Origin of the sequence: Streptomyces sp. C1-1, from assembly GCF_050214755.1 — a bacterium.
GTDB lineage: Bacteria > Actinomycetota > Actinomycetes > Streptomycetales > Streptomycetaceae > Streptomyces.
Genome location: NZ_CP189826.1, coordinates 2,984,800 through 3,006,222 on the forward strand (window position 1 = coordinate 2,984,800; position 21,423 = coordinate 3,006,222).

The window sequence follows — 21,423 nt, forward strand, 5'->3', positions numbered from 1 at the left end:
AAACTTCTTCCGGCTTGAGTATTGACGCTGCACGGTCAACGCCTCAATCATCCCTGTCTGAGGAACCGGCACTGGTTCGAGATTCCGAGCCCAATCAGCCCGGGCAGTCCGTCGCACCACATCACCTGCGCCACCCCGTTTCGTTCCGGTGAGGTTCGCACCACGTGGGCGGACGACGCAGTCCCCTGCGCTTCCCCCTGCGCTTCAGTCCATCCGTGATTTCTAACCCGGAGGAACAGTCATGGGCTCGTACGCCCTTCCAAGATCCGATGTCCGCCGGAAGACCCGTGCCCTGCGCCTGGCACTGGTCGCCGGTGTCCTGGGTGTGGTCACCGCACTGGCCGCGCCGCAGAACGCACACGCCGCCGGGACCACGCTCGGTGCGGCGGCGGCGCAGAGCGGCCGTTACTTCGGCACCGCCATCGCCTCGGGCAGATTGGGCGACTCGGCGTACACGTCGATCGCGAGCCGTGAGTTCAACATGGTGACGGCCGAGAACGAGATGAAGATCGACGCCACCGAACCACAGCGGGGCCAGTTCAACTTCAGCGCCGGCGACCGTGTCTACAACTGGGCGGTCCAGAACGGCAAGCAGGTGCGCGGCCACACGCTGGCCTGGCACTCCCAGCAGCCCGGCTGGATGCAGAGCCTCAGCGGCAGCTCACTGCGCCAGGCGATGATCGACCACATCAACGGCGTGATGGGCCACTACAAGGGCAAGATCGCCCAGTGGGACGTCGTGAACGAGGCGTTCGCCGACGGCAGTTCGGGTGGCCGGCGGGACTCCAACCTGCAACGCACAGGCAACGACTGGATCGAGGTCGCCTTCCGCACCGCGCGCGCCGCCGACCCGGCGGCCAAGCTCTGCTACAACGACTACAACATCGAGAACTGGACCTGGGCCAAGACCCAGGGCGTGTACAACATGGTCCGGGACTTCAAGCAGCGCGGCGTGCCGATCGACTGCGTCGGGTTCCAGTCCCACTTCAACAGCGGCAGCCCGTACAACAGCAACTTCCGCACCACACTGCAGAATTTCGCCGCCCTCGGCGTCGACGTGGCCATCACCGAACTCGACATCCAGGGCGCCTCGTCCTCGACCTACGCCGCCGTGACCAACGACTGCCTGGCCGTCTCGCGCTGCCTCGGCATCACCGTCTGGGGCGTGCGCGACAGCGACTCCTGGCGCTCCGGTGACACGCCGCTGCTGTTCAACAACGACGGCAGCAAGAAGCCCGCCTACACCGCCGTTCTCGACGCACTGAACGGGGGCGGTTCCACGACGCCGCCCCCTGCGGGCGGCGGACAGATCAAGGGCGTCGGCTCGGGCCGCTGCCTGGACGTGCCCAACGCGGCTACCGCCGACGGCACCCAGCTCCAGCTGTGGGACTGCCACAGCGGCACCAACCAGCAGTGGACGCTGACCGACGCCGGCGAACTCAGGGTCTACGGCGACAAATGCCTCGACGCCGCCGGCACGGGCAACGGCGCCAAGGTCCAGATCTACAGCTGCTGGGGCGGCGACAACCAGAAGTGGCGCCTCAACTCCGACGGATCCATCGTCGGCGTCCAGTCCGGACTCTGCCTCGACGCCGTCGGAGGCGGCACCGCCAACGGCACCCTGATCCAGCTCTACGCCTGCTCGAACGGCAGCAACCAACACTGGACCCGCTCCTGAGCGAGCCTGCACGCCGACGGTCCGGGGTCGCCGCCATCGGGGCGGCGACCCTCGCAGAGGACCAGCGGGTCAGGCGCCCTTCGCGACCGGCTCCAGAATCGCCACGCACTCGAGGTGGTGCGTCATCGGGAACAGGTCGAACGCCCGCAGCGTCCGCACCCGGTAGCCCCCGTCCCGGAAGTACCCCAGGTCGCGGGCGAGCGCCGCCGGATCGCAGGCGACGTAGGCGATCCTGCGGGCGCCCAGTGAGGCCAGGTGTTCCACCGTGCCGCGGCCCGCGCCCGCCCTCGGCGGGTCCAGGACGATCAGGTCGACCTCGGTGATGCCCGTGCGGGGCAGTACGGTCTCCACCTTGCCCTGCTCGATGCGCACCCGGTCGAAGTCGGCGAGGTTGTGCCGGGCGTCCTCGACGGCCCGCTTGCCGGACTCGATCCCGAGGACCGCGCCCTTGTCGCCGAGGCGATCGGCGAGGGCGCCGGCGAACAGGCCCACACCGCAGTACAGGTCCAGCGCCATGTCGCCCTTGCGCGGCAACAGGCCTTGCATGACAGCCTTGACGAGGGTGTCGGCGGCCATCGGGTGGACCTGCCAGAAGCCGCCACTGCCCACCCGGTGGGTGCGGCCGTCGGCCCGCTCACGGACGAAGGCGCGGCCGTGGACGCGGTGGATGCCGCCGTCCTTCTCCTCGACGCGCATCAGGGAGACGGGCCTGTCCAGCTCGACGAGGGGCAGCCGGGCACCCGGCCGCGGCTCCAGGATCACCATGCGGTCCTGAGAGCCGGTGGCCGCGATCGCCTCGACGGACGCCATCCCGGACCAGTCGCGTTCCTCGATGCCCAGCTCGCTCACGCCCGGCGCCGCGATCATGCAGTGCTCGATGGGCTCGACCTCGTGCGAGCGGTGCCGGCGCAGGCCGGCGTGCCCGGAGGCGTCCACCGCGTACTGGACCCGCGTGCGCCACTGCGGCACCTCTCCCGCGGGCAGCTTGTCGCCCTCGGCCGGCATCACCGTGCCGTCCCAGCCGGCCTCCTCGGGGGTCAACCCCGCGAGCCGGCGCAGCTGTTCGGCGAGGACCTCGCCCTTCAGCCGGCGCTGGGCGCCGGGCTTGGCGTGCTGCCAGTCGCAGCCTCCGCAGCGGCCGGGACCGGCGTAGGGGCAGGGCGCCTCGATGCGGTCCTTGGACGCCTCCAGCACCTCGACGGCGTCCGCGCGAAGGAAGCGCGCGCCCTCCTCGCCCTCGGTCACCCGGGCCACGACCCGCTCGCCGGGCAGCGCGTGCCGGACGAACAGCACCTGGCCGTCGTCGGTGCGCGCGACGCAGTGCCCGCCGTGGGCGACGGGGCCGATCTCGACCTCGTACTCCTCCCCCACCAGCGACTTCTTCTCTTGTGCCTGCATGGTGGGGTGACTCCAGAAATGAGAGAGAACGACGGCCGGACAACAGCCCACCAGTCTACGTGGGTGTCGCCCGGCCGTTGACCGGCGAGGGGGTCAGCCCTTGCCGCCCGAGGTGCCAGAGGGCTCCTTGGGCCGGCCCTGCTCGGCGGGACCGCGCCGCACCGAACCGGGAGCGTTCCACTCCTGGCGCCTGCGGGCCCGCTTCTTCGCCGCCTCGGAGGACTGCAGCTGGTAGGGCACCGAGGTGACCATGATGCCGGGCGTGAACAGCAGCCGGCCCTTGAGGCGGAGCGCGCTCTGGTTGTGCAGCAGGTGTTCGTACCAGTGGCCGACCACGTACTCGGGGATGATCACCGAGACCGCGTCGCGCGGCGACTCCCGGCGCAGTCCCTTGACGTACTCGATGATCGGCCGCGTGATCTCGCGGTAGGGCGAGTCCAGCACCTTCAGCGGCACCTGGATGCCGCGCCGCTCCCACTCCTCCTTCAGCAGCTTCGTCTCCGCCGGGTCGACGTTGACGGTGAGCGCCTCCAGGGTGTCGGAGCGCATCAGCTTGGCGTAGGCGAGGGCGCGCAGCGCGGGGCGGTGGATCTTGGAGATCAGGACGACCGAGTGGACGCGGGAGGGGCGCAGGCTGTCGTCGCTCGGGCCCTCGGGGGCGGCGAGCTCCGCGGCCACGCCGTCGTAGTGCTTACGGATGGCGGTCATCGTCGCGTAGAAGATGCACATGCCCAGCAGCGCGACCCAGGCACCGTGGGTGAACTTGGTGACGAGGACGACGACCAGCACCAGGCCGGTGAAGAAGGCGCCGAAGGTGTTGATGGCGCGGGAGCGCATCATGTGACGGCGCTTGGCCTGGTCCTTCTCGACCGCGAGGTGGCGGTTCCAGTGGCGGACCATGCCGGTCTGGCTGAGCGTGAAGGACACGAACACGCCGACGATGTACAGCTGGATGAGCCGGGTGGAGTCGGCGCCGTAGATCACCACGAGCAGGGTCGCCGCGCCGGCCAGCAGCACGATGCCGTTGGAGAAGGCGAGGCGGTCGCCGCGGGTGTGCAGCTGACGGGGCAGATAGCGGTCCTGGGCCAGGATGGAGCCGAGCACCGGGAAGCCGTTGTAGGCCGTGTTGGCGGCCAGGAACAGCACCAGCGCGGTGGCCGCCGCGAGGACCACGAAGAAGAAGCTGCCCTTGCCGAAGACGGCCTCGGCGACCTGCGTGATCACCGGGTTCTGGACGTAGTCGGCGCCGACGCCCACACCGTGCTTGAGCAGGTCGGTGGCCGGGTTCTCCGCCATGCGGACCTTGGTGGTCAGGGCGAGGACGATGATGCCGCAGAACATGGTGACGGCCAGCAGGCCCATCATGGCGAGCGTGGTCGCGGCGTTCTTCGACTTCGGCTTGCGGAAGGCCGGGACGCCGTTGGAGATCGCCTCGACACCGGTGAGCGCGGCACAGCCGGAGGAGAAGGCGCGCAGCATCAGGAAGACCAGGGCGAAGCCGGCCAGCCCCTGGTGCTCGGCCTTGATCGTGTACTGGGCGGTGGGCGCGAGCATGGTGTCGTTCAGCACCAGCCCGCGGAAGGCGCCCCACGCGATCATCACGAAGACGCCGCCGACGAACACGTACGTCGGGATCGCGAAGAGTTTGCCGGACTCCTTCACGCCGCGCAGGTTCATCAGGGTGAGCAGCAGGATCACCGCGACCGCGCACAGCACCTTGTGCTGGACCACGAACGGCACCGCCGAGCCGAGGTTCTCGATGCCGGAGGCGATCGAGACGGCCACGGTGAGGACGTAGTCGACGAGCAGGGCGCTGGCGACGGTCAGCCCGGCCCTGGGGCCGAGGTTGGTGGTCGCCACCTCGTAGTCGCCGCCGCCGCTGGGGTACGCGTGCACGTTCTGCCGGTAGGAGGCGACCACGGTGAACATCAGCACGACGACCGCGAGCGCGATCCAGGGGCTGAAGTGGTACGCCGACACGCCCGCGATGGACAGGACCAGCAGCACCTCTCCGGGGGCGTAGGCCACGGAGGACAGCGGGTCGGAGGCGAAGACGGGGAGGGCGATGCGCTTCGGCAGGAGCGTTTCGCCCAGCCGGTCACTGCGCAAGGCGCGCCCGATCAAGATCCGTTTGGGCACGTCGGTCAGTTTGGACACAACAGAGCATCGTAGGCGTTCGAACGGGTGCCCAACCACCCGCCACCCTGGTTCTGCTCTCCGAGTGAAATCCAGGACGGCACCGGCTGCGGATTCCGCAGCTCACGACGTCCCCATGCCTATATGACAAACACCGCCCACTTTCCCGGCCGTCGTCGCCCCCTGGAGGTTCCATGCACGCCCCCGCAGAGCTGATCGGCGCCGTCGCGACCGTCGTGGGCCTCGGTTTCCTGACACTTGCGAGCGTCCGCAGCATCGGTCGTCGCTGAGGTCACGGACATGACAGCAACCGTGCACGGGGCTCCCGGCGTCGTACTGCGCGTGTGTAGCTTGGGCGTCGGTCTGAGACCCTGATGCCGAGCAGTAGTTTTTGGACATTCGGAAGGACGGTCGTGCACATCGTCATCATGGGCTGCGGAAGAGTGGGTTCCGCTCTGGCCCAGACATTGGAGCAACAGGGGCACACGGTCGCCGTGATCGACCAGGACCCCACCGCCTTCCGCCGCCTCGGCCCGGGCTTCGGCGGCCGCCGGGTCACCGGCGTCGGCTTCGACCAGGACACCCTGCGCGAGGCCGGAATCGAGGAGGCAGGCGCCTTCGCCGCAGTCTCCAGCGGCGACAACTCCAACATCATCGCGGCGCGCGTCGCCCGCGAGATGTTCGGCGTGGAGAACGTCGCGGCCCGGATCTACGACCCCCGCCGTGCGGAGGTCTACCAGCGCCTGGGCATCCCGACCGTGGCGACCGTCCGCTGGACGGCCGACCAGATGCTGCGCAGGCTGCTCCCCTCGGGCGCCGAGCCGCTGTGGCGCGACCCCACCGGCGGGGTGCAGCTCGCCGAGGTGCACGCCTCCGCCGCCTGGGTCGGGCACAAGATCAGCACGCTGCAGGAGGAGACGGGCATCCGCGTGGCGTTCCTGACCCGCCTCGGCGAGGCGATCCTGCCCACCTCGCAGACGGTGCTGCAGGAGGGCGACCTGGTGCACGTGATGATGCGCACGGACGAGGTCGACAAGGTCGAGGCGTCCTTCGCCAAGGGTCCCGAAGAGGAGGGCGGTCACTGATGAGGGTCGCCATTGCCGGTGCCGGCGCGGTGGGCCGCTCGATCGCGGGCGAGCTGCTGGAGAACGGTCACGAGGTCCTGCTCGTCGACAAGGCGCCGACCGCCATCTCGGTCGAGCGCGTCCCCCAGGCGGAGTGGCTGCTGGCCGACGCCTGCGAGATCACGTCCCTGGACGAGGCGGCGCTCCAGCGCTGCAACGTCGTCATCGCGGCGACGGGCGACGACAAGGTGAACCTGGTCGTGTCCCTGCTGGCGAAGACGGAGTACGGCGTCCCCCGGGTCGTGGCCCGGGTGAACAACCCCAAGAACGAGTGGCTCTTCAACGAGTCCTGGGGCGTGGACGTCGCCGTCTCCACCCCCCGCCTGATGTCGGCCCTGGTCGAGGAGGCGGTGAGCGTCGGCGACCTGGTCCGTCTGCTGCGCTTCAGCCACGGCGACGCCAACCTCGTCGAACTGACCCTCCCGGAGGAGTCGGCCCTGGCCGGCACCCAGGTGGGGGACGTGGAGTGGCCCGAGGACACCTCCCTGGTCACGATCATCCGAGGCACCCGGGTCCTCACCCCGTCCCGCGAGGACTCCCTGGAACCGGGCGACGAACTCCTGTTCGTCGCCGCCCAGGCCCGCGAGGAACAGCTGGAGGACCTGCTGTCGGTACGCCGCGAGGACACGACGGACTAGCGGCTGCGGTTACGACGACGAAGGGCGCCCCTGAATCCAGTGGCGCCCTTCGTCGTCAGCCCGTCCGGCCACGTTCCAGCCCGGCCGACTGCATTTGCCCGGCCGACTGCATTTCAGCCCGTCCGGCGTTTGAGGACGAGGCCCGCAGGTCCGAAGCGGGGGCCTGGGGGCGGCAGCCCCCGGCAACGCCCACCGAGACGCCGAGCTCAGACCTCCCGACGGTGCCGTCCCCCCGCCGCCTCGGCCTTCTCGGCCTCCGCCGCGGCCTTCTCCTCCGCCTCCATCTCCGCGAACACGTCAATGGGCGCGGGCGCCTTCGCCAGGAAGACCCAGGTCAGCCAGACCGCCAGCAGGAACGGCGGAATCTTCAACGCGACGAGCACCCAGCCCAGTTGCGCGGTGTTGGCCCACCAGTACAGCGGGAACAGGATCGCGCACTTGGCCAGCAGGATCAGGCCCCAGGCCCAACTGGCCTTCGCGTACGCCTTCTTGCGGCCGGGGTTGCGGGTGCGCCAGGAGAGGTTCTCCTTGAAGACCGGGCCGAGGATCAGACCGATCAGGGGGACACCGCACAGGGTCGTGACGATGTACGCCAGCGCCAGGCCCAGCGTGTAGAGCATGCCGGGGAGGTAGAAGTCCTTGGCGTTGCCGGTCATCATCGCGAACACGACACCGAACGCGACGCCGAAGACGCCGCTGAACGCGTGCTTGACGGTGTCCCGCATGACCAGCCGGACCACCACGAGCAGCAGGGACACGGCGAGGGCGGCGATGGCCGACCAGTGCAGGTCCTTGTTGATCGTGAAGATGGTGACGAAGAGCAGGCCGGGCAGCACCGTCTCGACCATGCCCCGCACTCCGCCGAACGCCTCGAACAGGGCGGCCTCGGTGACCGCCCGCGCGTCGTCGGCTTGAGTGTCTTCGGTCGGCTTGTCGAGCGACGTCACCGGCTACTCCCGTCCGAGGGGTCTCAGTTCGTATTTCGGATTGAACAGCACCCGGCGGCCCCGGCTCATCGAGATCCGGCCCGATGCGATCAGTCTGCGCCCGGGCTCTATCCCGACGATGGAACGCCGCCCGAGCCACACCACGTCCAGCGCGGCGGAGCCGTCGAAGAGCTCTGCCTCCAGGGCCGGGACGCCCGCGCGCGGCCGCAGGGTGACCGTGCGCAAGGTACCAGTAACCGTGACGATCTGTCGGTCGTGGCAGTCACCGATCCGCGTACATCCCGCCGTCTCGGCGTCCTCCCGCAGCTCCTCGGACTCCAGGTCCTCCTGCGAGGAGGAGAGCCGGTCGAGCATGCGCCGGAACCGGCCCACCGGCTTTTCGGAACGAGGAACAGCACTCATATCTGAAGCGTACCGGGGTGCACTGACACCTTCGTACCCGCGGGGCACCGCCCCGAACCGGGCCGGTGCCCGCCGCCCCCGGGCCCGCAGCTGCTACTTCTCGAACCGGTAGCCCATGCCCGGTTCGGTGATGAAATGCCGGGGATGTGACGGATCCGACTCGAGCTTGCGGCGCAGCTGCGCCATGTACACCCGCAGGTAGTTGGTCTCCGTCCCGTACGACGGCCCCCACACCTCCTGCAACAGCTGTCGCTGGCCGACCAGCCGTCCCGTGTTGCGGACCAGCACCTCCAGCAGATGCCATTCCGTGGGGGTCAGCCGGACGTCCTTGCCGCCGCGGTTGACCTTCTTCGCGGCCAGGTCGACGGTGAACGCCTCGGTCTCCACGGTCGTGACCTCGTCCTCGCCGGCCCCGACGGGCTCGGCGCGGCGGACGGCGGCGCGCAGGCGGGCGAGGAGCTCGTCCATGCCGAAGGGCTTGGTGACGTAGTCGTCGGCGCCCGCGTCGAGGGCCTCCACCTTCTCGTCGGAGGTGTGCCGGGCGGAGAGCACCAGGATCGGCACCCGGGTCCAGCCGCGCAGGCCGCGGATCACGTCGACGCCGTCCATGTCGGGCAGGCCGAGGTCCAGGACGACGACGTCGGGGTGGCGGTCGGCGGCCAGCCGGAGGGCGGTGGCGCCGTCGTGCGCCGCGTCGACCTCGTACTTGCGCGCCCTGAGGTTGATCACGAGGGCGCGCACGATCTGCGGCTCGTCGTCGATCACGAGCACCCGGGTCATGTGGCCTGCCTTTCCGGCTGTTCCTGCGGCGACGGTACGGGCCGCGCCGCGTGCGGTGCCTCCGCACGCAGGGTGAGGACCATGGTGAGTCCGCCGCCGGGGGTGTCCTCGGCTTCGAGCGTGCCGCCCATGGCCTCGGCGAAGCCGCGGGCGACCGCGAGGCCGAGGCCCACGCCGGCGCCGCGCGGGGCGTCGCCGTGGCGCTGGAAGGGCTCGAAGATGCGTTCCTTGGCCTCGTCGGGGACGCCGGGGCCGCGGTCGACGACCCGGACCTCGACCCGGTCGGCGAGGACGCTCGCGGCGACCAGCACGGGCTTGCCGGGCGGGCTGTACTTGACGGCGTTCTCCACCAGGTTGGCCATGGACCGTTCGAGGAGCCCGGCGTCGACGGCGACCATGGGCAAAGTCTCCGGGACGTCCAGCCGGACGCCGTCCTCGTCCACCCCGACGAGTGCCATCGGCACCACCTCGTCGAGGTCGACCTCGCGGATCAGCGGGGTGACCGTGCCGGTCTGCAGGCGGGACATGTCGAGGAGGTTGCCGACGAGGTGGTCGAGGCGGTCGGCGCCCTCCTCGATGCCCTCCAGCAGCTCCGCCCGGTCCTCCTCGGACCAGGCCACGTCGTCCGAGCGCAGGGACGACACGGCGGCCTTGATACCGGCGAGCGGGGTGCGCAGGTCGTGGCTCACGGCGGCGAGCAGGGCCGTGCGGATCCGGTTGCCCTCGGCCAGCGCGCGGGCCCGGTCGGCCTCCTCCAGCAGGCGCCGGCGGTCCAGCACGACGGCGGCCTGCGCGGCGAACGCGGCCAGCACCCGGCGGTCCTCGGCGGGCAGCACCCGGCCGGTCAGCGCGAGGGCCATGTGGTCGCCGACCGCCACGTCCACGTCGGCCTCCTCCGGCCGCCCGACGGGCGGTCCGATGCCGGCCCGGCCCGCGCACGTCCAGGGGTCGTGGTCGCCGGACCGCTCCAGCAGGGCCGCCGACTCCATCCCGAAGGTCTCGCGGACCCGCTCCAGCAGCTCCTCCAGGCCGGTCTCGCCGCGCAGCACGTTGCCGGCCAGGAAGGACAGGATCTCCGACTCGGCGCGCAGCCGGGCCGCCTGGTGGGTGCGGCGGGCGGCGAGGTCGACGACCGAGGCGACGGAGGCCCCGACGGCCACGAAGATGACGATGGCGACGATGTTCTTCGGGTCGGCGATGGTCCAGCGGTGCAGGGGCGGTGTGTAGAAGTAGTTCAGCAGCAGGGAGCCCACCGCCGCCGAGGCCAGCGCGGGCAGCAGGCCGCCGAGCAGCGCCGCCGCGACCGTAACCGACAGGAACAGCAGCATGTCGTTGGCGAGGCCGAGGTGGACGGTGTTGGTGAGCACGGCCATGATCGCGGGGCCGCCCACACCGACCACCCAGCCCCAGGTGATCCGGGACCGCCCCAGCCGCGCGCCGCGCGCCACGGGCAGCCCGCGCCCCTTGCCGGCCTCGTCGTGGGTGATGAGGTGGACGTCGAGGTCGGTACCGGAGTCCCGGGCCACGGTGGCGCCGACGCCGGGCCCGAAGACGTACTGCCAGCTCTTGCGGCGCGAGACGCCGAGCACGACCTGGGTGGCGTTGACCCCGCGGGCGAAGGCGAGCAGGGCGGCCGGTATGTCGTCGCCCACGACGTGGTGGAAGGTGCCGCCCAGGTCCTCGACGAGGGTGCGCTGCACGGCCAGTTCGTCGGGCGAGGCGGATGTCAGGCCGTCGCTGCTGGCTATGTAGACCGCCAGTACCTCGCCGCCCGCGCCCTTCTCGGCCAGCCGTGCGGCCCTGCGGATGAGCGTGCGTCCCTCCGGGCCGCCGGTCAGCCCGACCACGATCCGCTCCCGCGAACCCCAGATCCGGGACACCCGGTGTTCGGTGCGGTACCGCTGGAGGTACTCGTCGACCCGGTCGGCCACCCAGAGCAGCGCCAGTTCGCGCAGGGCGGTGAGGTTGCCCGGGCGGAAGTAGTTGGACAGGGCGGCGTCGACCTTGTCCGACGTGTAGATGTTGCCGTGCGCCATGCGGCGGCGCAGGGCCTCGGGGGACATGTCGACCAGCTCGATCTGGTCGGCCCTGCGCACCACCTCGTCGGGCACGGTCTCCCGCTGCCGTACCCCGGTGATGGACTCGACGACGTCGCCGAGTGACTCCAGGTGCTGGATGTTGACGGTCGAGACGACGTCGATGCCGGCCGCGAGCAGCTCCTCGACGTCCTGCCAGCGCTTGGGGTTGCGGGAGCCGGGCACGTTGGTGTGGGCGAGCTCGTCGACGAGGGCGACGGCGGGCGCGCGGCGCAGCACGGCGTCGACGTCCATCTCGGTGAAGACGGCCCCGCGGTGCTCCAGCTCGCGGCGTTCCACCTGCTCCAGGCCGTGCAGCATTACCTCGGTGCGCGGCCGGCCGTGGTGCTCCACGAAGGCCACCACGCAGTCGGTGCCGCGTTCGACGCGCCGGTGCGCCTCGGAGAGCATGGCGTACGTCTTGCCGACGCCCGGTGCCGCACCGAGGTAGATCCGAAGCTTGCCGCGTCCCATGGCCTCATTGTCTTCCCGTCACTGTCGCCCACGCAGCGTCGACCTTACGGCCACCAATCGCGGCATATCGTCCCGTGACCGGCCAGGAGACCGTCTTTGACGCAACTCTGACGCGCGTCGCCTCAGTGCTCGACGATCTCGCCGTCGCTCAGCTCCAGCACCCGGTCGGCGAGGTCGAGCAGGGTGGCGTCGTGCGTGGCGACCAGCGCGGTGACGTTCTCGCTGTGGACGACGGCGCGCAGCAGTTCCATGACGGCGTGCCCGGTCTCGGCGTCCAGCTGGCCGGTGGGCTCGTCGGCGATGAGCAGCGCGGGGCTGTTGGCGAGGGCGCGGGCGATGGCGACCCGCTGCTGCTGGCCGCCGGAGAGCTCGCCCGGCCGCTGCCCGGCGTGGTCGGCGAGGCCCACCAGAGCGAGCAGCAGTTCGACGCGCTCCTCGCGCTCGCGCACCTCGGTGCGGCGCAGCCGCATCGGGACGCCGACGTTCTCGGCGGCCGTGAGGATGGGGATGAGCCCGAAGGACTGGAAGACGAACCCGATGCGGTCCCGGCGCAGGGCCAGCAGGCCGTCCTCGCCGAGTTCCGCCAGGTCGAGGCCGTCGACGACGATCCTGCCCTCGTCGGGTGCGTCGAGGCCGCCGACGATGTTGAGGAGCGTCGTCTTGCCCGAGCCGGAGCGGCCCTTGAGGGCGACGAGTTCGCCGCGCGGGATGTCCAGGGAGACGCCGCGCAGGGCGTGCACGGCGGCGGCGCCGCGCCCGTAGGTCTTGTGGACGTTCTCGACGCGCACCATGGTCTCGGTGACCACCTGGCTGCCCATGTCTTCTCCCCCGTCGGCCGGGCGCCAGTATCGCCGTCGGCGCCCGGCCGATCAACGGGTTCAGGCGGGGTTGTCGCCGTGGGTGAGGGTCTCCCAGGCGACGAAGAGGTTGTTGCTGCCGGCCGGGCGCTGCTGCTGGGTCAGCGTCTGGGTGTTGGTCATGGCGATGCCCAGCCGGTTGTGCAGGGCGTTGTAGCCGACCTCCGTGACGGGGCCGAGGCCGAGGTTCAGCGATCCGCCGCACAGCCAGCTCGGGACGCCCGCGCCGAGCTGGTACTTGGACTGGAGGCCGAGCGCCTGGCGCAGCCGTTCGCCGACGTCGGTGCCGTAGAGGTCCTGGCCCTGGATGCGGCTGGTCTCGGCGATGTGCGAGATGGCGGAGATGCCGTACCCGGTGTGGGTGAGGTCGCGGCAGGTCTCCTGGGTGAGGCCGGTGACGAAGGTGGACTGGCCCTGCCAGTAGTTGACGATCTTCGCCTTGGTGTCGAGGTTCTGGCTGGGGACCGTCTTCGGCAGGTCGCCGTCGGAGGAGAGGTAGACGTAGGCGGCGGCGCGGGTGCGGAACCTCGCCATGGCCTTGTCGTACGAGGTCCTGTCCTCCAGGAAGACGGAGATGCCGACGGCGGCCTCCATCATCGACAGCTCCCAGTTGCCGTTGGAGTTGGAGCCGTTGATCACCTCGGGGAGGTAGACGTCGCGGAGCATGGTCGCGAAGCGGCCGGAGTTCGCCCAGCCCCCGGTGTAGGTGTACTTGATGATCTCGGCGGCCTTCGGCCAGGAGGAGCCGGCCCAGCCGGTCTGCAGGGGCGCGTTGCTGTTGGTGTGCTCCTTGATCACGGCGGACCAGGCGTCCATCATCTGGATCGACTTCTTGGCGTACCGGTCGTCGCGGGTGATGTACCAGGCGAGGGCGTCGGTGTAGGCCGCGATCGCGTCCTGGCGCTCGTCCGTGCAGCCGTGGTCGGGGTTGGAGTAGGAGCCGCACTCGACCGTGGCCCGCGGTTTCGGCGTGCGGTTCAGGTCGGCGTACTTGCTCGCCGTCATCTGGTCGAAGGCGCCCTTCCAGGGCTGGGCGCCGGAATTCACCTTGGCTCGGGCGAAGTCCAGCTGGGCGATGGAGACGGTGACGCCGGGGTGGACGAAGGTGGCGGGGGCGGCATCGGCATGGCGGGCGGCGGGCCAGGCGATCATGCCCACGACAAGGGCGGAGACGGATGCGAGGAGAGCGGTTCTGCGCATACGCGGGGGGCCTTCCGTTCTTGTATGTGAACGTGAAGCGCCTTCATGAACAGACGCGTTGGCCCGAGACGGTAGGTACAGACCAATGCGCCGTCAAGGGGTCACGCATATGAAAGAGCCGCACCCCCTCGGGGTGCGGCTCCGGTACTGCTGCGTTCTGCTCGCGGTCAGCGAACCTCGGTGATCTCCGGACCGCGCTGGAGCTGGCCCATGCCGCCGGAGAAGCGCGAGGACTCCTCCTGCTGGACGCCCTCGGGGACCATCTGGGCGTCGTTCGGCAGCTGCAGGACGATCGGGTCGCGCGGCGCCATCGGACCCTCGCCGCGGACGACGACCGTGTCCCGGAAGATCTGCTCGAGCAGCCCGGCCGCCTGCGGCTGCACCGCGCCCTGGCCCGAGATCACGCCCCGCAGGAACCAGCGGGGGCCGTCCACACCGACGAACCTGACGACCTGGAAGCCGCCCGTGCCGTCCGGCAGCTGCACCGGCACCTGGGCGCGCAGTTCCCACCCGAGGGGGCCCTCGACCTCGTCGACGATGCCACCCTGCTGGGTGATGCCGGCGCCGATCTCCTCGCGCACCTCGCCCCAGATGCCCTCGCGCTTGGGCGCGGCGAAGGCCTGCAGCTGGATGGCGCTGTCGCGCAGTACCACGGTCGCCGCGACGATCGCGTCACCGGCGACCTCGACCCGCAGTTCCATGCCGTCGACCCCGGGCACGAAGAGCCCGCCCAGGTCCACGCGGCCCTCGGCGGGGTCGCGCACCTCGGTGCTGTCCCAGGGCCCGTCGGGCCGCGGCTCGGGCTCGAGCCGCACGCGCTCGCGCTCGGACTCCTCCGCTACGTCGTCCGCCTCAGTGTCGACACTGTCGACGACCTGCTCGGCCTCGCCGGCCGCGTCGTCGGCGGCACCCTTCTTCTTGCGACGTCCGAACACGTCACTGTCCTTCCCGGTCGGATACGACCGAAGCGTATCGATTCCCACCCGTAGTGCCGCCCACGGCGGCCTCACCGCTTGTGCTGTTCGTACCGGCCACCACCGCATGTCCTCCGGTGGACCCGAAGCCCCCTTCGGCCCGCGCCGAGTCGGGCAGTTCCGCCACCTCCTGGAAGCGGACCTGCTCGACCTGCTGGACGACCAGTTGGGCGATCCGGTCGAAGCGCTCGAACCGCACGCTCTCGCGCGGGTCGAGGTTCACCACGATCACCTTGATCTCCCCACGGTACCCGGCATCAACCGTCCCCGGGGCATTCACGAGAGCGACACCGCAGCGGGCGGCGAGACCGGAGCGGGGGTGCACGAAGGCCGCGTACCCCTCCGGGAGGGCGATCGACACCCCGGTGGGCAGCACGGTCCGCTCGCCGGGCGCCAGTTCGCACGCCTCGGTGGTGCGCAGATCGGCTCCCGCGTCGCCGGGATGCGCGTACGACGGAAGCGGTACGTCCGCGTCGACGCGCCGGATCAGCACGTTCACGGGGTCACGGCTCACGGGTTCACCTCGAAGGCGCGGGCGCGCCTTTGCTGGTCGGGGTCGCTCATGGCGGCGCGGATCTCCTCCGGACGGCCGTTGTCGATGAAGTGATCGACCTTGACCTCGATGAAGAGGGCGTCGGCGCGGACCGCGACCGGGCCCTCGGGACCGTCCAGCCGTCCGACGGCGGTCGAGTAGATCTTGCGGCCCGCCACCGCCGTGACCTCGGCCGTCAGATGCAGCGTGGTGCCGACCGGCACCGGCCGCACGAAGTCCGTCTCCAGCCGGCCCGTCACGGCGATCGTCCGCAGCAGCCAGTTCAGGGAGCCGAGCGTCTCGTCCAGCGCGGTGGCGAGCACGCCGCCGTGCGCGAGGCCGGGGGCTCCCTGGTGAGCGGGCTGCACGGTGAACTCGGCGGTGATCGTGACGCCTTCGCCGGCCCGGGCCTCCAGGTGCAGCCCGTGGGGCTGCTCGCCGCCGCACCCGAAACACTGTCCGTAGTGCGCGCCGAGCAGCTCACCGGGCGCGGGAGCATCGGGATGCCGTACGGGATCCACCGCGTCGGCGGGAGGCTTGAGAGCTGCGGAAGTACCACTCACAGCCGCAGACCTTACCCGCGCGTCGGCCATATCCGGACACCGTGCCAAGCTTGGCTCCATGCAGCTCTCGACCGCCCCTTACGAAGAACGCCTCACCGCCCCGCGCTCCTGGTGGGTCGTCTCGTTCCTGATCGGCGTCTCCTTCGCCCTGATCCTGCTGCCCTTCGGCACGCTGCCCCTGCTCGGCGGCCTGGTCGGCGGCACGGCGGCCGCCGCGGTCGTGGCGAGCTCCTACGGGTCGGTCCGCATCCGCGTGGTGGGCGGCTCGCTGATCGCGGGCGAGGCGAAGGTCCCGGTGACGGCGCTGGGCGAGGCGGAGGTCCTGGAGCCTGAGGAGGCGCGGGCCTGGCGCACCTACAAGGCCGACACGCGCGCGTTCCTGCTGCTGCGCGCCTACATCCCGAGGGCGCTGAAGGTGGAGGTCACGGACCCCGAGGACCCGACGCCCTACCTGTACCTGTCGACGCGGGAGCCCGAGCGGCTCGCCGAGGCCATCAAGGCGGCCCGGGAAGCGGCCGCACAGGGCCTGTGACAGAGGCGGCGGGCAGCTAGCCCAGCGAGCCGTCCTCCAGCTCCAGCGGGTGCCGCGGCGCCTCCAGAGGCGGCTGCTGCGGCAGCGCGTCCCAGGGCACCTGGATCGTGCGCAGGTCCTTGCGGATGCGCTCGGCGACCCTTCTGGTGTCCCTGCGGTTCATGACCGCGCCCACGGCGGCGCCCACCATGAAGGGCATCAGGTTGGGCAGGTCGCGCACCACGCGCTTCATGATCTGCTGGCGCAGCTGCTGCTTCATGCGGGTGTTCACGGCGCCGCCGAAGCTCGCCGGCTTCGTCACGTCGACCCCGCGCTCCCCCGACCACGAGTTCAGGTAGGCGGTGCTGCGCTCCTTGAGGTTGCCGGGCGGGCGTACGCCGTAGACCTCGTGGAGTTCGGCGATCAGCTTCAGCTCGATCGCGGCCACGCCGGTGATCTCGGCGGCCAGTTCCGTGGGCATGGCGGGCGGCACGGGCAGCATGGCGGCGGCTCCGACGCCCGCTCCCACCGTCGCGGTGGCGCTCGCCGCGCCCGCCACGAGCTTGTCGGCGAGCTGTTCGGGTCCCAGACCCGGGAACTGCCTGCGGAGCGTCGCGAGGTCGCGTACGGGGATCCGCGGGGCGTTGTCGATGATCCGGTCGGTGAGGTACGCCAGGCCCGCTCTGGCCCGGCTGCCGCCCTTGCGGACGCCTTCGCGCGCCTTGTCGCGGAGTGCCGCGGCCGTCCCCCGGCCGCGGCCGCGTCGGGCCGGGGGTACTCCCGTCCGTGCGACGGGCGCGGGCTCGTTCTGGTACGGCTCCGGGAGGTCAGCCCGGTCGGCCGATGCGAGCGAGGCAGATCCGGCAGATCCGGTGTCACCGGGTGTCGTACCGGATGAGCCTCGCTCGTCGTCACGCGCGTGGGGACCGTCCAGCGGTCCCTGGTCCGCTCCCGACAGGAGGAAGCGGCGCTTCCGAGGTGGGGTCGAGCCAGTCACGGCCGACCCGGCCTCAGTCGCAGTCGCGGCAGATCGGCTGACCGTTCTTCTCCCTGGCCAGCTGGCTGCGGTGGTGCACCAGGAAGCAGCTCATGCACGTGAACTCGTCCTGCTGCTTGGGCAGTACCCGGACGGCCAGCTCCTCGTTGGAGAGGTCGGCTCCGGGCAGTTCGAGGCCCTCTGCGGCCTCGAACTCGTCGACGTCGACCGCCGAGGTCGACTTGTCGTTCCTCCGGGCCTTCAGCTCTTCAAGGCTGTCGGAGTCGACGTCGTCGTCGGTCTTGCGTGGGGTGTCGTAATCCGTTGCCATTTCGCTCTCCCCCTCTGGGTGTCTGCGGGTGTCTCCAGCGCACGTAACGCGTGAGAGGCCGGACTTGTGCCCGCCTCGAGGCGGAGATTTTGCCTCACATCAAGGTCTGTTACTCAATCGACACCCAATCGGACCCCTCAAGAGTGATCGGCTTGGATGGCGAACCGGACCGTACACGGTCCTTGTGCCGCACTTCAAAGGCGTCTCCACCTGTACTTCCCGTGATCAAGACACCCGAAAACCCGGATTTTCCCGGCCTCTTGATCACGGAGAGTAGATGGCCGGAAAATCGCCCTTGTGATCGATCACACACGGGACCACCTCTTCCGCGACCTTTTCCCGGTCGGAAAATTCCGCGCAAAGCGAACAGGCCCGCATGTCGGCGACATGATCTCAGATGGGAAGCGCGACCCGCATCACCAGTCCACCCCCCTCACGAGGCTGTGCCGAGATGTGCCCGCCGTGCGCCCGGGCCACCGACCGGACGATGGAAAGACCCAGGCCGACGCCCTTGTCGCTGCCCGTGCGCTCGGTGCGCAGCCGCCTGAAGGGCTCGAAGAGATTGTCGATCTCGTATGCGGGTACCACCGGACCGGTGTTCGACACCACCAGGACCGCCTGGCCGTGCTGGACCTCGGTGGTGACCTCCACCCAGCCGTCCTCGGAGACGTTATACCGCACGGCGTTCTGCACCAGGTTCAGCGCGATCCGCTCCAGCAGCACGCCGTTGCCCTGGACGACGGCCGGCTTCTGGTGCCCGCGGATCACCACGCCCTTGGCCTCCGCCTCGGCGTGCACCTGGTCGACCGCCTGAGCGGCCACCTCGGCGAGGTCGACGGGCTTGCGCTCGACGATCTGGTTGTCGCTGCGGGCGAGCAGCAGCAGGCCCTCCACGAGCTGCTCGCTGCGCTCATTGGTGGCCAGCAGCGTCTTGCCCAGCTGCTGCAGCTCCACCGGCGCGTTCGGGTCTGAGAGGTGGACCTCCAGGAGCGTGCGGTTGATCGCCAGGGGCGTGCGCAGCTCGTGCGAGGCGTTGCCGACGAACCGCTGCTGGGCGGTGAAGGCGCGCTGCAGGCGCTCCAGCATGTCGTCGAAGGTGTCGGCCAGCTCCTTGAGCTCGTCGTCCGGGCCGTCCAGCTCGATACGCCGCGACAAGTCCGAACCGGCCACCGCGCGGGCGGTACGGGTGATCCGGCCGAGCGGCGACAGGACACGGCCGGCCATCGCGTACCCGAAGGCGAAGGCGATCACGGCGAGGCCGAGCAGGGCGAGGAGGGAGCGGCTGAGGAGGTCGTCGAGGGCGTGCTGGCGCTGCTGGTTGACGCACTGGTTCATCGCGCTGTTGAGCTCGGCCGCCGACGGCTGGGCCGGGAAGTTACAGGTACTGCTGCCCACCGAGCCGGAGAGGATCTTGAAGGGCAGCTCGCTGCCCACTCTCAGCGCGTGTGCGGCCAGCAGGTAGATGATCGACAGCAACAGGATGCCTGCGATCAGGAACATGCCGCCGTACAGCAGCGTGAGCCGTATGCGGATGGTCGGGCGCAACCACGGGAAGGGGAGCTGTGGCGTTCTCGGGTCCCAGGTGGGCTTCGGTGGCGCCTGGGGCGGTGCGGGCGTCGCGGCCATGGCAGATCAGATCCGGTAGCCCGAGCCGGGCACGGTGACGATGACGGGCGGCTCGCCCAGCTTCCGGCGCAGGGTCATCACGGTGACGCGCACGACGTTCGTGAACGGGTCCGTGTTCTCGTCCCAGGCCTTCTCCAGCAGCTGCTCGGCCGAGACGACCGCGCCCTCGCTGCGCATCAGCACTTCCAGTACGGCGAACTCCTTCGGCGCCAGCTGGACCTCCTTGCCGTCGCGGAAGACCTCGCGGCGGTTGGGGTCGAGCTTGATGCCGGCGCGCTCCAGGACCGGCGGCAGGGGGACGCTGGTGCGCCGGCCGAGGGCACGCACGCGTGCGATCAGCTCGCTGAAGGCGAAGGGCTTGGGCAGGTAGTCGTCGGCGCCGATCTCCAGACCCTCGACCCGGTCGCTGACGTCACCGGACGCCGTGAGCATCAGCACGCGCGTGGGCATGCCGAGTTCGACGATCTTGCGGCAGACGTCGTCGCCGTGCACCAGCGGGAGGTCTCGGTCGAGGACGACCACGTCGTAGTCGTTGACGCCGATGCGCTCCAGGGCGGCCGCGCCGTCGTACACGACGTCGACGGCCATGGCCTCCCGGCGCAGTCCGGTGGCCACCGCATCGGCGAGCAGCTGCTCGTCCTCGACGACGAGTACGCGCACGTCGTTTTCCTTCCTGTGTCCACCCGCGCGGGCCGAATCGGCGCACGGCGGGCAGGGGTCTTCTGGGGTGTGTGCCTCCATCCTGCCTTTTTCGCCCGTAAGTCGGCTGTAAGGCGGGGGCGGGAGTGCGCGGCGGCGGTGGAACGGGGGTTGTCTCAAGATGAAGGACAGGTGTGGGACGCGGGAATGCGGGAGTTTTTCGTCCGGTTGAGGTTTCCGTGGAAGGGACCGGGGGGAGGACGGTTCATACCCCGCGATCACGCTCTGCTTGTGCCGCAACACCATGCGGCACGGCGCAATCCGCTTTCCGCAGAGTGGGCGTGGGTGTTCGGCACCGTCGCCACCCGGCGCGGGACTGTGCCGGGCACCTGATGGAGACGTGATCGCCCCTTCCGAACGGCACACCCCCGTGCCACCGACCCACGACCCAGGACGAGGGGGCGCAGCATGGACGCATTCACCACGGGACTTCTGCAGCGCATAAAGGCGACCGAGTCCGACCTGACGCGGGCTCGTGACGAGGGCGACGACTTCCTCGTCGAGGTCGAGCAGGGCGAACTCGACGACCTGCGCCGCCTCGCCGCCGAGCACGGTGTGGAAGTTGGCGCATAGCGTCTGATCGGCCCGTGAGCGAGCGAAGGGACCCCGGCGAATCCAGCGCCGGGGTCCCTTCGCGTGCGTACGCCCTCGGCGGCCGTCCGCGTGCTCGCGCGCTCGGCGGCCGTCAGTCGTGCCAGGCGCCGAAGTCCTCCAGGAGGCGCTGGAGGGGCTCGAAGACGCCGGGGGTGCCCGCGACCGTCAGGGCACCGGAAGGACGCTCTCCGGGGCGTCCACCGGTCAGGGCGCCCGCTTCCCTGGCGATGAGGTCACCGGCGCCGTAGTCCCAGGCGTGCAGGCCGCGCTCGTAGTAGCCGTCCAGGCGGCCCGCCGCCAGGTCGCACAGGTCGACCGCGGCCGAGCCGCCACGGCGGATGTCGCGGAGCAGGGGGATGAGACGCGCGGCCACCTCGGCCTGGTGGGTGCGGACCTCGGAGACGTAGTTGAAGCCGGTGGAGACCAGGGCCTGGTCCAGTGGCGGGGCGGGACGGCAGGACAGGGCTCGTTCGCCCTCCCACGCGCCCGTGGCCCGGGCCCCGGCGCCGCGCACCGCGTGGAAGGTCTCGCCGCGCATCGGGACCGCCACGACCCCGACGACCGTCTCGCCGTCCTGTTCGGCCGCGACGGACACCGACCAGGTGGGCAGCCCGTAGAGGTAGTTGACCGTGCCGTCCAGGGGGTCGATCACCCAGCGGACGCCGCTGGTGCCCGGGCTGTCGGCGCCCTCCTCGCCGAAGAAGCCGTCGTCGGGGCGGTGGGCGGAGATCAGGTCGGTGATCAGCTTCTCCGCCGCGATGTCCATCTCCGTGACGACGTCGATGGGGCTCGACTTGGTCCGCGCGACCGCCAGGTCGGCCGGACGGCCGTCCCGCAGGAGGTCGCCCGCCCGGCGGGCCGCCTCCCGGGCCAGGTCGAGGAGTTCCTGGTGCAGGGCGTCGCTCACG

At 70.5% G+C, this 21,423-nt stretch carries 21 protein-coding genes; 5 read left to right on the forward strand and 16 right to left on the reverse strand.

The annotated features are described in order from the left end of the window. The first annotated feature begins 241 nt into the window (after positions 1 to 241). A complete protein-coding gene (locus ACQF4J_RS13490) occupies positions 242 to 1,678 on the forward strand; it encodes an endo-1,4-beta-xylanase (protein WP_427165698.1) in 1,437 nt (478 codons plus the stop codon). Positions 1,679 to 1,747: 69 nt separating this feature from the next. Here ACQF4J_RS13490 and ACQF4J_RS13495 read toward each other — a convergent pair whose 3' ends face one another. Together ACQF4J_RS13495 and ACQF4J_RS13500 are read right to left on the reverse strand one after the other, a co-directional pair. Further along, a complete protein-coding gene (locus ACQF4J_RS13495; protein ID WP_427165699.1) occupies positions 1,748 to 3,076 on the reverse strand; it encodes a class I SAM-dependent RNA methyltransferase in 1,329 nt (442 codons plus the stop codon). A 93-nt stretch (positions 3,077 to 3,169) separates the two neighbouring features. Then, positions 3,170 to 5,233, reverse strand: coding sequence for an APC family permease (locus tag ACQF4J_RS13500; protein ID WP_351570396.1), 2,064 nt, complete (start codon positions 5,231 to 5,233; stop codon positions 3,170 to 3,172). Positions 5,234 to 5,625: 392 nt separating this feature from the next. Here ACQF4J_RS13500 and ACQF4J_RS13505 point away from each other — a divergent pair, with 392 nt between their 5' ends. Beyond that, a complete protein-coding gene (locus ACQF4J_RS13505) occupies positions 5,626 to 6,297 on the forward strand; it encodes a potassium channel family protein (protein ID WP_351570393.1) in 672 nt (223 codons plus the stop codon). Continuing rightward, entirely contained in the window at positions 6,297 to 6,974 is a 678-nt protein-coding gene (locus ACQF4J_RS13510) for a potassium channel family protein (protein WP_351570390.1), read from the forward strand. The genes ACQF4J_RS13505 and ACQF4J_RS13510 overlap by 1 nt, the downstream gene beginning before the upstream one ends. Before the next feature lie 206 nt (positions 6,975 to 7,180). On the opposite strand, the gene ACQF4J_RS13515 is transcribed toward ACQF4J_RS13510, so the two are convergent. The 9 genes from ACQF4J_RS13515 to ACQF4J_RS13555 all read right to left on the reverse strand — a co-directional run bounded on the left by ACQF4J_RS13515 (position 7,181) and on the right by ACQF4J_RS13555 (position 15,778). Then, positions 7,181 to 7,921, reverse strand: coding sequence for a DUF3159 domain-containing protein (locus ACQF4J_RS13515; RefSeq protein ID WP_200699746.1), 741 nt, complete (start codon positions 7,919 to 7,921; stop codon positions 7,181 to 7,183). A gap of 3 nt (positions 7,922 to 7,924) precedes the next feature. Continuing rightward, positions 7,925 to 8,323: an OB-fold nucleic acid binding domain-containing protein gene (locus tag ACQF4J_RS13520; RefSeq protein WP_142143182.1), complete on the reverse strand. Its 399-nt coding sequence runs from the start codon at positions 8,321 to 8,323 to the stop codon at positions 7,925 to 7,927. Positions 8,324 to 8,416: 93 nt separating this feature from the next. Beyond that, complete coding sequence (locus tag ACQF4J_RS13525) at positions 8,417 to 9,103, reverse strand: response regulator (RefSeq protein WP_351570387.1); 687 nt, start codon at positions 9,101 to 9,103, stop codon at positions 8,417 to 8,419. Next, on the reverse strand, positions 9,100 to 11,652 hold the full coding sequence (locus ACQF4J_RS13530) for an ATP-binding protein (protein ID WP_427165700.1): 2,553 nt from the start codon (positions 11,650 to 11,652) through the stop codon (positions 9,100 to 9,102). Before ACQF4J_RS13530 ends, ACQF4J_RS13525 begins: the two co-directional genes overlap by 4 nt. 122 nt (positions 11,653 to 11,774) lie before the next feature. After that, positions 11,775 to 12,470 (reverse strand): ABC transporter ATP-binding protein, encoded by a 696-nt coding sequence (locus ACQF4J_RS13535; protein ID WP_142143176.1) that lies wholly within the window; start codon positions 12,468 to 12,470, stop codon positions 11,775 to 11,777. A gap of 60 nt (positions 12,471 to 12,530) precedes the next feature. After that, positions 12,531 to 13,709, reverse strand: coding sequence for an alginate lyase family protein (locus ACQF4J_RS13540; RefSeq protein WP_427165701.1), 1,179 nt, complete (start codon positions 13,707 to 13,709; stop codon positions 12,531 to 12,533). Positions 13,710 to 13,876: 167 nt separating this feature from the next. After that, positions 13,877 to 14,644, reverse strand: a complete 768-nt coding sequence (locus ACQF4J_RS13545) for a DUF3710 domain-containing protein (protein WP_351570378.1) — start codon at positions 14,642 to 14,644, stop codon at positions 13,877 to 13,879. 1 nt (position 14,645) lies between these two features. Beyond that, positions 14,646 to 15,197, reverse strand: coding sequence for a dUTP diphosphatase (gene dut / locus ACQF4J_RS13550; RefSeq protein WP_351570375.1), 552 nt, complete (start codon positions 15,195 to 15,197; stop codon positions 14,646 to 14,648). Continuing rightward, positions 15,194 to 15,778 (reverse strand): PaaI family thioesterase, encoded by a 585-nt coding sequence (locus ACQF4J_RS13555; protein ID WP_351570372.1) that lies wholly within the window; start codon positions 15,776 to 15,778, stop codon positions 15,194 to 15,196. The genes dut and ACQF4J_RS13555 overlap by 4 nt, the downstream gene beginning before the upstream one ends. Before the next feature lie 58 nt (positions 15,779 to 15,836). Here ACQF4J_RS13555 and ACQF4J_RS13560 point away from each other — a divergent pair, with 58 nt between their 5' ends. Then, the gene (locus ACQF4J_RS13560; RefSeq protein ID WP_058922501.1) at positions 15,837 to 16,310 is read left to right on the forward strand and encodes a DUF3093 domain-containing protein; all 474 of its coding nucleotides are present in this window, start codon (positions 15,837 to 15,839) and stop codon (positions 16,308 to 16,310) included. A gap of 16 nt (positions 16,311 to 16,326) precedes the next feature. On the opposite strand, the gene ACQF4J_RS13565 is transcribed toward ACQF4J_RS13560, so the two are convergent. The 4 genes from ACQF4J_RS13565 to ACQF4J_RS13580 form a co-directional block, all read right to left on the reverse strand. Further along, positions 16,327 to 17,286 carry a hypothetical protein gene (locus ACQF4J_RS13565; RefSeq protein WP_351570369.1) on the reverse strand — a complete coding sequence of 320 codons (960 nt, stop codon included), beginning with the start codon at positions 17,284 to 17,286 and terminating at the stop codon, positions 16,327 to 16,329. A 13-nt stretch (positions 17,287 to 17,299) separates the two neighbouring features. Beyond that, positions 17,300 to 17,596: a DUF4193 domain-containing protein gene (locus ACQF4J_RS13570; protein WP_005481602.1), complete on the reverse strand. Its 297-nt coding sequence runs from the start codon at positions 17,594 to 17,596 to the stop codon at positions 17,300 to 17,302. 393 nt (positions 17,597 to 17,989) lie between these two features. Continuing rightward, entirely contained in the window at positions 17,990 to 19,222 is a 1,233-nt protein-coding gene (locus ACQF4J_RS13575; RefSeq protein ID WP_351570366.1) for a sensor histidine kinase, read from the reverse strand. Between the two features lie 6 nt (positions 19,223 to 19,228). Further along, complete coding sequence (locus tag ACQF4J_RS13580; protein ID WP_003993508.1) at positions 19,229 to 19,882, reverse strand: response regulator transcription factor; 654 nt, start codon at positions 19,880 to 19,882, stop codon at positions 19,229 to 19,231. Positions 19,883 to 20,329: 447 nt separating this feature from the next. Here ACQF4J_RS13580 and ACQF4J_RS13585 point away from each other — a divergent pair, with 447 nt between their 5' ends. Continuing rightward, entirely contained in the window at positions 20,330 to 20,494 is a 165-nt protein-coding gene (locus ACQF4J_RS13585; protein WP_174267099.1) for a hypothetical protein, read from the forward strand. A 112-nt stretch (positions 20,495 to 20,606) separates the two neighbouring features. On the opposite strand, the gene ACQF4J_RS13590 is transcribed toward ACQF4J_RS13585, so the two are convergent. Then, positions 20,607 to 21,422: an inositol monophosphatase family protein gene (locus ACQF4J_RS13590; RefSeq protein WP_351570364.1), complete on the reverse strand. Its 816-nt coding sequence runs from the start codon at positions 21,420 to 21,422 to the stop codon at positions 20,607 to 20,609. Position 21,423: the final 1 nt, after the last annotated feature.

Coding starts and splice junctions, on each gene's coding strand:
- ACQF4J_RS13490 (WP_427165698.1), top strand. CDS start 242: ATGGGCTCGTACGCCCTTCCAAGATCCGATGTCCGCCGGAAGACCCGT.
- ACQF4J_RS13495 (WP_427165699.1), bottom strand. CDS start 3,076: ATGCAGGCACAAGAGAAGAAGTCGCTGGTGGGGGAGGAGTACGAGGTC.
- ACQF4J_RS13510 (WP_351570390.1), top strand. CDS start 6,297: ATGAGGGTCGCCATTGCCGGTGCCGGCGCGGTGGGCCGCTCGATCGCG.
- ACQF4J_RS13520 (WP_142143182.1), bottom strand. CDS start 8,323: ATGAGTGCTGTTCCTCGTTCCGAAAAGCCGGTGGGCCGGTTCCGGCGC.
- ACQF4J_RS13525 (WP_351570387.1), bottom strand. CDS start 9,103: ATGACCCGGGTGCTCGTGATCGACGACGAGCCGCAGATCGTGCGCGCC.
- ACQF4J_RS13530 (WP_427165700.1), bottom strand. CDS start 11,652: ATGGGACGCGGCAAGCTTCGGATCTACCTCGGTGCGGCACCGGGCGTC.
- ACQF4J_RS13535 (WP_142143176.1), bottom strand. CDS start 12,470: ATGGGCAGCCAGGTGGTCACCGAGACCATGGTGCGCGTCGAGAACGTC.
- ACQF4J_RS13540 (WP_427165701.1), bottom strand. CDS start 13,709: ATGCGCAGAACCGCTCTCCTCGCATCCGTCTCCGCCCTTGTCGTGGGC.
- ACQF4J_RS13560 (WP_058922501.1), top strand. CDS start 15,837: ATGCAGCTCTCGACCGCCCCTTACGAAGAACGCCTCACCGCCCCGCGC.
- ACQF4J_RS13570 (WP_005481602.1), bottom strand. CDS start 17,596: ATGGCAACGGATTACGACACCCCACGCAAGACCGACGACGACGTCGAC.
- ACQF4J_RS13575 (WP_351570366.1), bottom strand. CDS start 19,222: ATGGCCGCGACGCCCGCACCGCCCCAGGCGCCACCGAAGCCCACCTGG.
- ACQF4J_RS13585 (WP_174267099.1), top strand. CDS start 20,330: ATGGACGCATTCACCACGGGACTTCTGCAGCGCATAAAGGCGACCGAG.